Source organism: Paenibacillus phytorum (assembly GCF_013141715.1).
GTDB lineage: Bacteria > Bacillota > Bacilli > Paenibacillales > NBRC-103111 > Paenibacillus_E > Paenibacillus_E phytorum.
In genome coordinates this window covers 453,840-467,624 of sequence record NZ_WHOA01000241.1, presented here as the reverse complement: position 1 = coordinate 467,624, position 13,785 = coordinate 453,840, and the positions used below count along the sequence as shown (strand labels likewise).

Below are 13,785 nucleotides of genomic sequence, written 5' to 3'. Positions count from 1 at the left end.
GGTGAATGTGCCTTCATTTTTTCCACATAAGAAAGTATAAGTTTTCGGTTTCCGAAAACCGCTTTGTTATTGACGATAAAACCTACATCTAAACGCGGTCGCTCATCTTTGAATGGCCTCGATAAAGGTTTTCTCATGATGACGACTTATAAATAAGCATTCTCATGTTTGGCTTTTAACATATTCCAACGACGTTCGACTTCCGTTTCGAACGATTTCAGGGAACCCTCATATTCAGGCTTCGTCATATGCTTCGTTTTCCCCATCGTCTTGAGCCAATCCGATAGTGGAATCTTCTTGCTCTTATCCTCCGGATTATACGTGATGGACGTAACCCCGTGCTCCACTTCATAGAGCGGGAAGAAGCAGGAATCTACTGCAGCTCCGACGATATTGGAGCCTTCCTGGTCATCTGACAGCCAGTTCAATGGACAGGCAATGAGAATTTTCCCATACACCAAGCCCTCATTTTGGGCGTACCATTGTGCTTTCGCGGCCTTCTTCACAAGATCCTGCGGATACGCTTCCGACCCCGTAAATACATATGGAATATGGGTAGCGGCCATAATTTGGGCTGTATCCTTGTGATGGAACACTTTACCACCTTGATGCTTCCCAACGTTCGAAGTCGATGTACGATGACCCATTGGCGTCGAATAAGACAACTGAGCACCCGTGTTCATATATCCCTCGTTATCGTACTCGAGAATAATCATTTTATGATTGCGCAAAGCCGCTCCGATCGCGGGCCCCATCCCAATATCCATTCCGCCATCACCAGTGATCATCACGAAGGTGAAATCGTCCTTCAGACCCAAATGGTCGAGTTCGCCACGACGCTTGCGCTCCCAGAACATCTCCACAACTCCTGAGAGGGTCGCTGCGCCGTTCTGGAACAGGTTATGAATATATGTCGCTTTGTGAGCCGAATACGGATAACCCGTCGTTACAACCATCGCACAGCCTGTATGGAAGATCGAGACAATATCGCCTTCAATCCCTTTGAAAAACAGCTCCAAGCCGGAGAAAATGCCGCAGCCTGGACATGCGCCATGCCCCGGAGCAATACGCTTCGGTTTCTTCGTCAATGCACGTAAAGGCGGGATACGCACATTCAGCTTGCCCGTGTTCTCATCCGGCGTTACCGTGATGAGTCCCGTCTTCAAATCCTCATACTTCATCGGCGTCAACACCCGCTTCGGCGCTTTCGAAGGATCACCTGGCGTGTGGCCGTAGTAATCGAAGGGAACTTCCACCTTGCCGCTTTGTACAGCGTCAATGGCAAATTGGAACAAACTATGCCCGTCTTCGGCATAAAAGTCCTTGCCACCTAAGCCGTAGATTCGGCTTATGACAAGCGTATCTCTGTTCCCATGTGTGAACAGCGCCGCTTTAATTTCGTTGACCATATTGCCGCCATGGCCGCCATAGGAATCCGCGCGATCGCCAACGGTGATCGCCTTCACATTCTGCAAAGCTTCAGCAATCTGCTTTGCTGGGAATGGACGGATGATGTTTGGCGCGATCGATCCGGCTTTAATGCCCTTCTCGCGGAGTTGGTCGACGACGTCCTTGATGATTTCGGAAGCCGAATTCATCAAGAACACGGCGACTTCCGCGTCCTCCATCCGATATAGCTCAAGAATCGGATAATCACGGCCTGTCAACTCAGCGTATTCCTGCCGTATACGATCATAAACACCTTCAGCGTTGTACATGGCCATGGACTGCTGGTAGCAGTTATTAATATAATCCGGCTCATTCATATAAGGACCTACGGTGATCGGATTATCACGATCCAGCGTATCCGGGAAGCCCTGTGGCTTCTCACCTACGAAAGCATGCACATCCTCACGATGCGCGAACGTTTGTACTCTACGCTTTTGGTGAGACGTGAAATAACCGTCCGAAGCAACCAAAACCGGCAATCGAACTTCCGGATCTTCAGCTAGCTTTAAAGCTATGATATTCATGTCATAGACCGCTTGCGGGTCCCGACACATCACAATCGGCCATCCCGTATTTAAAGCATAGTACAAGTCAGAGTGATCCCCATGAATATTCAAGGGTCCGGATACGGAGCGGCATACCAAGTTCATCACCATGGGAAAGCGTGTCCCAGATTGTACCGGCATTTGTTCCAACATGTACAAATAACCGTTGGCGCTTGTCGCGTTAAATACGCGGCCGCCAGCAGTTGATGCGCCATAACAAATGCCTGCCGAACCATGTTCACCGTCTGCTGGAATGAGCACGATATCATGCTGTCCATTGGACTTCATTAGATCAAGAAATTGCGCAACCTCCGTAGATGGAGATATCGGAAAGTATCCCATAACATGATAATTAATTTGATGAGCCGCATAAGCCGCCATCTCGTTACCTGATTCATATACAATGCGCTGCTCGACCTTGGCTTGCCCTAATTCCTTTTTGATATCAATGGACATGCGAGTAGTTCCACCCTTCTCCCATAAATTCTCTCTAAGAGTTTATAGCTAGATTGAATCGATGCGGCATGCGATTTAAGTCCGCATAACCATCTTCTTCCCGCTCATTAGTGAGCGCTTCGGTCGGACAAGCCTGTACACATTTAAGACAACCTTTGCAGTATTGATAGTCGATCCCCTGTAAGAACATTTGAGGACGCCCCTTCTTGTCGGGTAGTTCATCCCAAACGAAACAGAAATCCGGACACACGTTATCGCAGGAGGCACAGTGAATACATTTATCTTCATGGAAATGCGGCATCATCCCCGCACGTGAAATACTTAAATCTTTCAGAATGCTGTTCCCAGGATTCGTAATGACGCCCCCAATGGACTGTGTTTCATAACCAAGGACTGGCGTATCGAAACGAACGAAATCGGGCATCGTCTCCCCTTCTGGAAGCGCATACGTTTGGAACTTAACTTCATCGTAACCACGGTCAAACGTTCGTAGGGCTGGTGCAACAGCAAGCGGATATTTCTTTTCTAACGATTTACGAATAACGCCTCTCATGACATCTGGATCAAGGAAATCACACAACCGGAATAGCGCACCAAGCATCGCCATATTCACGCGATTCTTCTCTTCTAATGAGATTCCAATTGCATCGATAACTGCAATGGTACCGCCCCGGAGCTTCATCTTTTCCTTCAATTCATCTGGTGTTTTTGTCGAATTTACAAGTACTGTACTATCTTCATAGATGCCACTGATAACGTTTACAGTTTTGGAAAGCGATTCGTGAAAAACACCCACAACATGCGGTCGTTCGACCGGTGATGTATCCCGAATTCTCGTATCCATGTCACAAAACCTTATATGTGCTTTCACTGCCGATCCTTTCTTTTCTGAACCATAGGAAGAAAAGCTAACCCCGTTCAAACCCACCCCAACGACTCCCGCTTCCGCCAGCATCTTACCCGCTAGATTCGCGCCGAGCCCACCGATGGATTCCAGTCTAATCTCAAAAAAACCGAGATCGTTCAATTTAGGTAAAGTTACCATGCCAGGTCTCCTTTCAAAAATGAACTGCATAAATAATGAATAGTATGAATAGTAAATCTACTCTCATTGTAACAAGAAATCTCTGGTAATCAACCTTTTTTTAAAAGGGTCCATTCATAGTAAATAATCAATAATGAGGCCGCACCCTCCCAAATAGTAACTTCTCGGCCCTATATTCTCTTCTTGAGCAAAATTATCTTTATCGGCATCCTCACAATCCTCACATACGTCCACATAATCATCATCAATCGGATTAAAGACAACACCGCAAACCTGTGAGCACGACCGCATCCGCATCCTCATCTCTCCTTGTTTGACAACCAACTTAGATTGTAAACGCTTGCATCTTCATGTTTCTTTATTATACAGCGGTTTATAGGAATAACACCATAAGTCTTTATCAAATCTTTAGCATTCTAAATGACCCATTTCCCTTGATAAGGTCAGTTTTTGTGAGATAATGTAGAAATAAAAAAGATACTGTCGTACATCGGAAAGGATGGCATTTCATTTGCTCCATTCAATCATTTCCAATGAACTACATGGTCTCTTCTACATCATGAGTGCTATATTAATCCATCTAGTTCTTACCCCTATTTTCATTTACAAAGAATATCAGCGTAGATTTCTATTCACAATAGTTTTAATCGTACTCATCTTTTTGTACTGGAAATTTGAAGACATTGATCCCTTAATTTATTCCCTCCATTTGTTTCCGATCAGCTTGATTGCTGTGATTCTGTTTATCGGATTTATTCCAGCTTTTATTACCTGGACCTTATTTAACATAGGTTGTATGGTCGTGCTGAATTACTATTGGCAACCCGCTCTAATAAGCAGTGCTGTTTTATTATTATTAGGTGGATTGCTCTTCAGAAATATAACAAATCAACCTACACTTAAGATGAAATTAACTTATGCAACGGGTATGCTGCTCGTGTACGAAGTATTGTATGCGCTATTAACGCTGAACATACAATCTCCTATTACTTTGTATGCTGCATACACCGTAATTTTTTCCTTTTTCTCTCTTTGGATGATTACATACTTACAATTTTTTGTGAAAAAGCATGAGATTCACAAACAGAGACTTGTCGCATTGGAAAAGGATCGAATGCTCGGCCAGTTTGCAGCCACCATTTCTCATGAAATACGTAATCCTCTCACATCGACAAGAGGCTTTCTTCAGTTGCTGGATCAGAAAGAGCTATCCTTCAACGATCACAAACGGTATGTCGACCTTGCGTTGTCGGGTGTGGATCAAGCAAACGCCATCCTGGGTGATTACTTAAACTATGCCAAGCCGTCATCTAACTTACAGGAACAATTAGAACTCAAAGAAGAGATAGAAGCCATGCTGCGTTTCATCACGCCATTTGCTACAGATCACCAGGTCGCTATCCATATTAATCATGAAAATGAAGATCCCCTTTACATCCTAGGAGAATCCAAAAAGCTGCGCCAATGCTTGATGAATCTTGTTAAAAATGCGATTGAGTCCATGCCTAACGGCGGTAAAATATCATTAAGTACCTGTAAGCTGCCTAATGCTGTACAAATTTCTATTTCTGACACTGGTGTTGGAATGAGTAAGCAGCAATTAAATTCGCTCGGTAAGCCTTTCTACACGACCAAAGCACAAGGTACTGGACTTGGGCTCGTCGTGGTCATGAGTATTATCAAAATGATGAACGGAAAAATCTCCTTCTCCAGCAATTTAAACCAAGGCACGCAATGCTCCATTTTATTTCAGCAAAAGTGAGCACCCAGCGCCCTCCATTAACATACTTGATGATCTGTGCTATTCTGTTAAGACAAGCGATCATCATGACTGGTAAGGAGGGCTTTACTATGAATTCTGATTTCATTCCGATTAAATCACTTGAGGGCGACTTGAAAATGTCGCATAAAAAGAGGGATTTCGGTCTTACTGTCTCTTCCAAAGAGTTGATCCTTCACAAACCTCACATTAATTATTATTTCAAGTTGGTTCATATAATTAGCATTATTCCATACGATCATTCAGCTCTCAAAGCCGTCACCTTCGTAAACTCGCGATCAGCCAATCGAGAATTCACCCATGTAGCACCTGGTTCTGATTACTTCCGCATTTATGTCCAAGCAGCTACCGTCCATAACCGCAGCGGGCTGTTCGAAATAGGGCCAACCGATGTCATTATTCCCATCCATCCGAGTATGCTCAAAGCCATATCTGAATATATGCAGCGCATCGGTATAACTATATTTTAGAACTCCTCCACAACAAAAAAGCAAGGGTGAAAAGAATCTTTTTCTTTTCTCACCCTTGCTTTTTTTATTTCATAAGAGATCATCTTACAGCTTTTCTTTCTCGATGATAAAGGCTAGTAAGCGTTCGCAGCTCTCATCGACCATCTCGTACACCTCTTGAAAATCACCCGTGTAATAAGGGTCTGGAACATCTTTATTGGAGCGATCAGGTGAAAAATCCAGCAATTTATGAATAGCAGCTCGTTTTTCACCTTCAACGAAATCAGGTGCAAACGATGCCAGATTAGTTACATTGCTCGCATCCATCGCAATGATATATGTATATTGAATAAAGTCATTGGACCTAACTTGCCTTGCTTTTAGTCCCTCATGTTTAATCTGATACTGATCCAATATGTCCCGAGTGCCTTGATGTGGGGGATGTCCAATGTGCCAGTCACCAGTTCCGGCAGAATCAATAGCAATTACAGCATCGAGACCCGCTTCTTTAACCTGATGACGAAAAACCGCTTCAGCCATGGGGGACCGACAAATATTTCCTAAGCAAACGAATAAGACCTGGATCATACTTCACCAAAGATGAGCTTTTTTTCACGCATGGTGAGCGACCTTGCCGGAATATCCAGCACAATTTTACCTTCAGAAAGTCCCCAAATACGTGTGGCAAATCTCTCCGCAAGTTCAACTTGGTGTAGAGTAGCAATGACGCTCATATTTCGATCTTTGCAAAGCGATTTCAAATCCTGCAAGATATATTCCGTAGATTTCGGATCAAGACCAGACACAGGTTCATCGGCGACAAGCACCTTTGGTCCTAGTATAAGCGCTTTAGCAATAGCAACGCGCTGCTGCTCACCGCCGCTTAGCTGACCAACCTTCTTCTCTCCCTTATCAAGCAAACCCACTTTTTCCAAATAATCCATGCTGTCCACATGCTCATCTCTTGAAGTCATCCCAGTCAAAATACGCAGAGGTGTTTGATAGACACGACCCATCATGACATTTTTGACAGCGCTTTTATTTCGATTCAAAGCAGGCTTTTCTTCAAGAAATGCGAAATCTCTACCTAACTTGAAGCGTTCGAATGGACCTGGCTTCGAGATATCATTGGAGTTATAAATCAGCTGACCGCTAGTCCATTTCTCTTGATGACTTATACAGCGCAATAATGTGGTTTTCCCACTTCCGCTACTCCCAATAACCGCAATGAATTCGCCTTCATCTACTTGAAAGCTCACTTGTGAAAGTACCTCATTGTCCGGAGGATATACTTTACTTAAATTACGAACTGTAAGCATGGCAATGTCTCCTTCGAGTAAGTCTATTCTTCCGTCTTTCCGATAGAAAGACTCATTTCATAAGCTGATCTTTTGGGAAAAAATCGCCACTCATTTCAAGCGATAAGCCTGAGTAGAGGGCGATTTTCTAATTCCCAATGGATGTTATCTTAATCGCAAGATGTCGGAGCTTCCGCCGCGCCTGCTTCTACATTAATTTTATCCGAAATCGTATCACGAATGACCGACATAACAAGCTGCAATAAATAGTTGATGTCCTCTTGTGTTTGCTTGAATTCATTCACAATCGGAATCTCATCTAATTGATCCTGCAGCACTTCAATCTCATTCTCAATTTTCTCGATCATTTTAGCATTTTGGAAAGTCTCGAAAGCAACGACTTCCTTCTGTTTCTTTTTGATCGCACCAATTAGCACTTGAATATCAGGATTCGTAGCGATTTGCTTCTCAGCCTTTTGATAAAACTGCACCTCATTCGAAGTCGTTAACAATTCAGCCAATTCCTTGGCTTTGGTTAAAATATCTTCGCGTACGATCATTTCCGTATTTGTAAACTCCTCTACTTTAAAAGCATGAGGCTCATTATCGTTATGTTTGTGATCACATTGAGACACTTCTAAACACGCTCCTATCAGTTTCAGCTTCAAATTAAATGGACATTTTCATGGGTTTGTGTACAATCTCACCCTTCAAAATCCAAGTTTGTGCATGCGTCACTTCCACTTCAACCATTTGACCAACTAAAGACTTGTCGCCAGTAAAATGGATCAATTTGTTCGTCCGCGTGCGACCAGCTAGTACATCAGCATTATTCTTGCTTTCGCCTTCAACAAGCACTTCAACGGTCTGCCCTAACAATCTCTCGTTGCTCGCTTTACTGTGTTTATTTACTAGCTCATTCAAGCGATAAAGACGTTGTTTCTTTACTTCCATTAGTACATTGTCTTCCATATCGGCAGCAGGCGTACCTTCTCGCGGCGAATAAATAAATGTAAACGCGAAATCGAAGCCTACTTCCTCATAAAGAGACATGGTCTCATCGAACTGCTCATCCGTTTCACCTGGAAAACCAACAATAATATCTGTTGTCAGAACGACATCGGGCATCGTTTCTTTAATTTTACGGGCCAGTTGTAAATAATGATCTCTGGAATATTTTCTGCTCATTCTTTTCAAAACCTCGGTATTGCCCGATTGAACTGGTAGATGTATATGCTCTACAAGATTACCGCGTTTACCTAGTACTTCAATCAAGCGATCATCAAAATCTCTTGGATGCGATGTAGTAAAGCGAATACGTGGCACATCAATTTTACGAATATCATCCATCAAATCAGCGAATGAATACGTAATATCCTCAAAGTCTTTACCATAGGCATTGACATTCTGTCCAAGCAGCGTAATTTCCTGAAACCCTTGTCGAGCCAAGTCTCTAACCTCAGCAAGCACGTCTTGTGGTCGGCGACTTCTCTCTTTACCCCGCGTATAAGGAACAATACAATATGTACAGAACTTATCGCAACCGAACATGATGTTCACCCAAGCACGGATTCCTTCACGTTTTTTTGGTAAATTCTCAACGATATCGCCTTCTTTGGACCATACCTCAACGACCATTTCCTTATTATAGAAGGCATCCTTCAATAATGTCGGAAGTCGATGAATATTGTGCGTTCCGAATATCAAATCTACAAAAGCATGCTTTTGCATAATTCGATTCACGACCGCTTCCTCCTGCGACATACAACCACAAACACCAAGAACAAGGCCTGGTTTCTGTGCTTTCAGTGCCTTTAAATGGCCGAGCTCACCGAACACCTTATCTTCGGCATTCTCCCGAATCGCACAAGTGTTGAGCAGTATAACATCTGCTTGGTACTTGTCCTCTGTCGTTTGATAGCCCATTTGCTCGAGTAAACCCTTCATTACTTCTGTATCATGCTCATTCATCTGACATCCGTAAGTGCGAATCAAATAATATTTATCTTTGCCGAACTCCTGCATGTCCTCAGGAATGGTGAAGTCATAGTGTACGGCGATCTCTTCTTTTCCGCGCTTCTTTGCATCTGTCAGTGAAGGAGGCTGAAAATATTGGGAATAATCCTTGTCGGATTTCACTTGGTTAGCCAATTTCTTTCCTCCTAAAAGTTTTGCTTTAGCAAAACTAACTTCGTAAGCATAAGCAGAGTTTTCGTAGAAAACATTTCTGCATAAGTCGACTGAGTTTTGCTGTGGTAAACTGACGCAACTTTTATTATAACATCTCAAGCCTACATAGTACAAAAGGAAATTAACATATATATGAATATTTACTTACAGAATTAATCAATTAGTTCAGCTAAATCGCCAGTTTTCACACCAGCAGCATTCCCCTCATCCGTGTCAATGTGCATGTCTAATGCATAATGATCAGATACACGCGCAATGACATTTTCGAAAATCAATGGCCGTTCTCCATTCACTTTGACACGCAGAAGTTGTTTATCTTGAATGCCCCATTTCTCAGCATCCGAAGTATGAAAGTGAATATGTCTTGCCGCGACTATTACGCCATGCTCCAAATCTACCTCTCCCTTTGGACCAATGACTCGGAGGCCAGGAGTGTGTTCTATCTGTCCGGATTCACGTACCGGCGGGTTTATCCCTAAAGAAAAAGCATCCGTTCGTGATACCTCGATTTGTGTACTTGGACGGGCGGGTCCAAGAATACGTACTTTCTCGATCTTACATTTTGGTCCAACAATCGTTACCGTTTCTTGAGCCGCAAATTGTCCTGGTTGTGATAGATCCTTAAACGTCGTCAATTCATATCCCTGACCAAATAAAATATCGATATGAGCGTGAGATAGATGTATATGTCTAGCTGAAACCCCTACCGGGACTGTTTTCATAGTAACCATCCTTTACCTTTTTGTGATAGTAGCCAGTATTGCCGCTCAGCAAAAAAGGCATACGGAAAATCTCCATATGCCCTCAAGGTATAACTATTATTTGAATTCAGTAAGCATTTTGCTGAAATCAGCTTCTGAAAGCTTAAGGTCTTGTTTCGCAAGTCCTTCTTTAGCAAAGCTTGGAATGGAATCTTCATAGCTCTTTTTCTCTTTGTTTTGATAGATAATACCCGTCAACATGGAGTTTGTTTCCATGATTTTGGTCATTGCCATCACACGGTTTGTATAATCATAGTCAGGAATTTCATCCAGATCCACGATGTTCTCTTTGAACCAGTCATACGTGTTTACTTTATTGAAAGTTACGCATGGGCTAAATACGTTAATCAAAGAGAAACCTTTGTGATTCAAACCAGCTTCGATAACAGCCGTTAACTGTTTCAAGTTACTGGAGAACGATTGTGCTACGAAAGAAGCACCGGCAGCCATCGCAACTTCTAAAGGTGAGATCGCAGACTCAATTGTACCTGATGGAACGCTTTTCGTTTTGAAACCTTCCGCACTACGTGGGGATGCTTGACCTTTTGTCAAACCGTAGATTTGGTTATCCATAACGATGTACGTTACATCAATGTTACGACGAATCGCATGTACAGTATGTCCCATACCGATTGCGAAGCCGTCGCCGTCACCGCCTGAAGCGATAACAGTCAAATCGCGGTTAGCCATTTTCACACCTTGTGCGATTGGCAAAGATCTACCGTGAATACCGTGGAAACCATAAGCATTGATGTAGCCAGAGATACGACCGGAACAGCCGATACCAGATACGATTGCTAAACCTTCAGGCTCTAAACCAACATTAGCTGCTGCACGCTGAATTGCCGCTTGTACGGAGAAGTCTCCGCAACCTGGACACCAGTTTGGCTTTACATTGTTACGAAAGTCTTTTAATGTTGCCATGCTAAAGTCAACTCCTTACATTTTTGTTCAATTTCTGCTGGCAAGAACGGGTTACCGTTGTATTTAAGTACGTTTTTAATTTTATCTGCATGACCAACATGCAGTTTAATTTGATCTGCTAATTGTCCAGTTGCGTTGTTTTCAACAACGATTACTGTTTTCGCTTTTTCAACAAGAGGTCTAAGCTGCTCTGCAGGGAACGGATGAATCAAACGCACTGTAGCGTGATTTGTCTTAATTCCTTCGAGTTCAACGCGGCTTCTTGCTTCATCAATCGTTCCACCAGTCGAACCCATTCCGATAATAAGAAGATCTGGATTCTCATGAGGTGCGTCGAATTTAATAGCATCTGTTACTTGAATGTGTTTCAGCTTCTCAAGACGCTTATCCATCATACGTTGACGGTTTTCAGTGCTTTCCGAAGGACGACCTGTTTGGTCATGCTCAACACCTGTAACATGGTGAATACCATGCTTCACGCCAGGAATAACACGTGGTGAAACACCGTTCTCAGTGAACTCATAACGTTTGAACAATTGATTCGCTTCTTGTTCAGGAGCTTCTGATACTAGCGCTCCGCGGTCAATCACAATGCGGTTGTAATCTAGCATCTCTGCAGATTGTTTACCCAGGGAAAGCTGTAGGTCCGTCATCAGAATGACTGGAACTTGATATTTCTCAGCAAGGTTGAAAGCTTCAATCGTATCATAGAAGCATTCTTCAATCGTGCTTGGGGATAGAACGATTTTCGGGATTTCACCGTGTGTACCGTATACCATGGCATTCAAGTCGGATTGCTCTTGTTTCGTTGGAAGACCCGTACTTGGACCACCACGTTGTGTATCTACGATAACAACAGGCGTTTCAGTCATACCAGCCAGACCAATGGCTTCCATCATCAAAGATAGACCAGGACCAGCAGAAGCTGTTAGTGCACGAGCACCTGCGTAGTTAGCGCCGATAGCCATTGTACATGCTGCAATTTCATCTTCCGTTTGAATAACAGTTCCACCCAATTTAGGAAGTGCTTTTTGCAAATATTCCATAACTTCGGATGCTGGTGTAATTGGATAAGCAGGCATGAAGCGGCAACCTGCAGCAACAGCTCCAAGAGCGATTGCATCATTACCGATCATGAACAATTTTTGTTGTCCGTCAGCAGGCTCAAGTTGGAAGTCAGCGATAGGTCCGCCAGCGAGTTCAAGTACAGATTCCGCACCTTTACGAACCGCTTCAATATTCTTCTCAACAACGGCTGCGCCTTTACGGCCAAATTCTTCTTCAACAGCTTTATTAAACACGTCAATCGGCAAGCCAAGTAGAGCCCATGAAGCGCCTGACGCGGCCATGTTCTTAAATAGGGAAGTTCCTAACTCCTCTGCGATTGCAGTGATCGGTACTGGGAACAATCTAGCTTTGATTCCTTCAGGTAAAACAGGGTTAAATTTAGCATCCGCAACGATGACACCATTGTCGCGAAGTTCGTGTGCGTTGAAATCGATACTCTCTTGGTCAAAAGCAACAAGAATATCTAAGTCGTCTGAAATTGCGCGAATCGGCTTGGTGCTGATGCGAATCTTGTTATTTGTATGTCCCCCCTTAATCCGTGAAGAGAAATGACGGTACCCATACAAATAGTAACCGAGACGGTTCAATGCAGTAGAGAAAATACGGTCTGTACTTTCGACCCCTTCACCCTGCTGACCTCCGATTTTCCAAGATAACTGACTAATCACCGTACGTCCACTCCTTTTGATTGTAGCTGCATGAAGATCTAAAAAAGCTAATTTGTAGAAATTTAAGATGACGCTATAAAAATTTTCTTTCACTTGTCATCCAAATTCTATGCCTTTACAGAGCAAATTGCAAGGGGTTTAAACGATTCTAAAACATAGAGTTTTTAGATCGAATCCATATCAATATTAGAATGATTCCCAACTTTCATTTCGGAAGATTGGTGAGCATGAAATTCCGCCAATTTCCATAGAGGAATGCCTCCACTTGTGTTTCCTTATAGTTTTTACATAAAGCTTCTATTATATTTCCGTATTGACCGACATGTCTCAAACCTTTCATCCATTGCTCAATCCCATCAAAATCCGATCCAAAGCCAATATGCCTTTCCCCACCCAATGAACAAACATGATCAATATGCTTTAGCAGTGCCGTAATGGGAACAGCTAAATTAGCGCTATCTACAAAGTAAGGAACAAACGTAATCCCGATCAGTCCTTGACACTGGATGATAGCTTTGATTTGATCATCTGATAAATTTCTTGGATGAGGACAAACTTTTTGAGCATTCGAATGGGATGCAATGAATGGTTTAGCATACACCTCAACCAATTCCCAGAACGCCGCAACTGATAAATGTGATACATCTACTATTATACCCATAGTTTCTAATTCTTTTAACATCAGTTTGCCTTTTCTTGTAAAACCACTTTTACGCGGCTCCATAACACCATCTGCAGCCCAATTTGCATAGTTCCAGGTCAATCCAATACTTCTAACACCAAGGTGGTGAAGAATCCTTAAATGCGTCATGTTACCAGCTAAAGCATCTAATCCTTCAAGAGTGAGAATAGCTCCAATCTGTTCCCCCGCTTCGACAGCACGCCAGTCATCTACATTCTGAATAAATTTCATCCCAGGATGACGAACAATTTTTCGATGAAATAAATCAACCATTTGCAAAATATGTTCGAATGTAGGCTGCTGAATGGAGTCCGATAAATAGATGGCAAAACACTGAACTTTTACACCCGCTTGCTTAAGCCTTGGATAACTAACATCCAACTCCTGTTCTTCCTTATCGAAGTCCAGTTTGGGGTTCATATACAATTTCGTAAGCGCATCGCAGTGACCATCCATTATTCTCATCCTAG

13 protein-coding genes are annotated in these 13,785 nt (G+C 43.0%); 2 read left to right on the top strand and 11 right to left on the bottom strand.

Translation table 11 applies throughout. The features are described 5' to 3' along the window. Positions 1-146 precede the first annotated feature (146 nt). The 3 genes from GC098_RS35405 to GC098_RS35395 all read right to left on the bottom strand — a co-directional run bounded on the left by GC098_RS35405 (position 147) and on the right by GC098_RS35395 (position 3,792). Positions 147-2,450, bottom strand: a complete 2,304-nt coding sequence (locus GC098_RS35405) for a thiamine pyrophosphate-dependent enzyme (protein ID WP_171648948.1) — start codon at positions 2,448-2,450, stop codon at positions 147-149. A 34-nt stretch (positions 2,451-2,484) separates the two neighbouring features. After that, positions 2,485-3,495 (bottom strand): 2-oxoacid:acceptor oxidoreductase family protein, encoded by a 1,011-nt coding sequence (locus GC098_RS35400; protein ID WP_171648946.1) that lies wholly within the window; start codon positions 3,493-3,495, stop codon positions 2,485-2,487. A 114-nt stretch (positions 3,496-3,609) separates the two neighbouring features. After that, on the bottom strand, positions 3,610-3,792 hold the full coding sequence (locus GC098_RS35395) for a hypothetical protein (RefSeq protein WP_171648944.1): 183 nt from the start codon (positions 3,790-3,792) through the stop codon (positions 3,610-3,612). Between the two features lie 262 nt (positions 3,793-4,054). Here GC098_RS35395 and GC098_RS35390 point away from each other — a divergent pair, with 262 nt between their 5' ends. Together GC098_RS35390 and GC098_RS35385 are read left to right on the top strand one after the other, a co-directional pair. Further along, positions 4,055-5,257, top strand: a complete 1,203-nt coding sequence (locus GC098_RS35390) for an ATP-binding protein (RefSeq protein WP_171648942.1) — start codon at positions 4,055-4,057, stop codon at positions 5,255-5,257. An 89-nt stretch (positions 5,258-5,346) separates the two neighbouring features. After that, positions 5,347-5,745: a hypothetical protein gene (locus GC098_RS35385; RefSeq protein ID WP_171648940.1), complete on the top strand. Its 399-nt coding sequence runs from the start codon at positions 5,347-5,349 to the stop codon at positions 5,743-5,745. Between the two features lie 84 nt (positions 5,746-5,829). Here GC098_RS35385 and GC098_RS35380 read toward each other — a convergent pair whose 3' ends face one another. The 8 genes from GC098_RS35380 to GC098_RS35345 form a co-directional block, all read right to left on the bottom strand. Continuing rightward, positions 5,830-6,312, bottom strand: a complete 483-nt coding sequence (locus tag GC098_RS35380; protein WP_171648938.1) for a low molecular weight protein-tyrosine-phosphatase — start codon at positions 6,310-6,312, stop codon at positions 5,830-5,832. Continuing rightward, positions 6,309-7,043: a phosphonate ABC transporter ATP-binding protein gene (locus tag GC098_RS35375; protein WP_171648936.1), complete on the bottom strand. Its 735-nt coding sequence runs from the start codon at positions 7,041-7,043 to the stop codon at positions 6,309-6,311. The genes GC098_RS35380 and GC098_RS35375 overlap by 4 nt, the downstream gene beginning before the upstream one ends. A 149-nt stretch (positions 7,044-7,192) precedes the next feature. Then, entirely contained in the window at positions 7,193-7,582 is a 390-nt protein-coding gene (locus GC098_RS35370; RefSeq protein WP_171649093.1) for a YlbF/YmcA family competence regulator, read from the bottom strand. Between the two features lie 109 nt (positions 7,583-7,691). Next, positions 7,692-9,161, bottom strand: a complete 1,470-nt coding sequence (gene miaB / locus GC098_RS35365) for a tRNA (N6-isopentenyl adenosine(37)-C2)-methylthiotransferase MiaB (RefSeq protein ID WP_312880547.1) — start codon at positions 9,159-9,161, stop codon at positions 7,692-7,694. Between the two features lie 203 nt (positions 9,162-9,364). After that, positions 9,365-9,934 carry a phosphate propanoyltransferase gene (pduL, locus tag GC098_RS35360; protein WP_171648932.1) on the bottom strand — a complete coding sequence of 190 codons (570 nt, stop codon included), beginning with the start codon at positions 9,932-9,934 and terminating at the stop codon, positions 9,365-9,367. A 96-nt stretch (positions 9,935-10,030) separates the two neighbouring features. Further along, a complete protein-coding gene (locus GC098_RS35355) occupies positions 10,031-10,897 on the bottom strand; it encodes a 2-oxoacid:ferredoxin oxidoreductase subunit beta (protein ID WP_056832779.1) in 867 nt (288 codons plus the stop codon). Next, the gene (locus GC098_RS35350) at positions 10,885-12,633 is read right to left on the bottom strand and encodes a 2-oxoacid:acceptor oxidoreductase subunit alpha (RefSeq protein WP_171648930.1); all 1,749 of its coding nucleotides are present in this window, start codon (positions 12,631-12,633) and stop codon (positions 10,885-10,887) included. Before GC098_RS35350 ends, GC098_RS35355 begins: the two co-directional genes overlap by 13 nt. A 205-nt stretch (positions 12,634-12,838) precedes the next feature. Next, positions 12,839-13,780 (bottom strand): dipeptidase, encoded by a 942-nt coding sequence (locus GC098_RS35345; RefSeq protein WP_171648929.1) that lies wholly within the window; start codon positions 13,778-13,780, stop codon positions 12,839-12,841. Positions 13,781-13,785 lie beyond the last annotated feature (5 nt).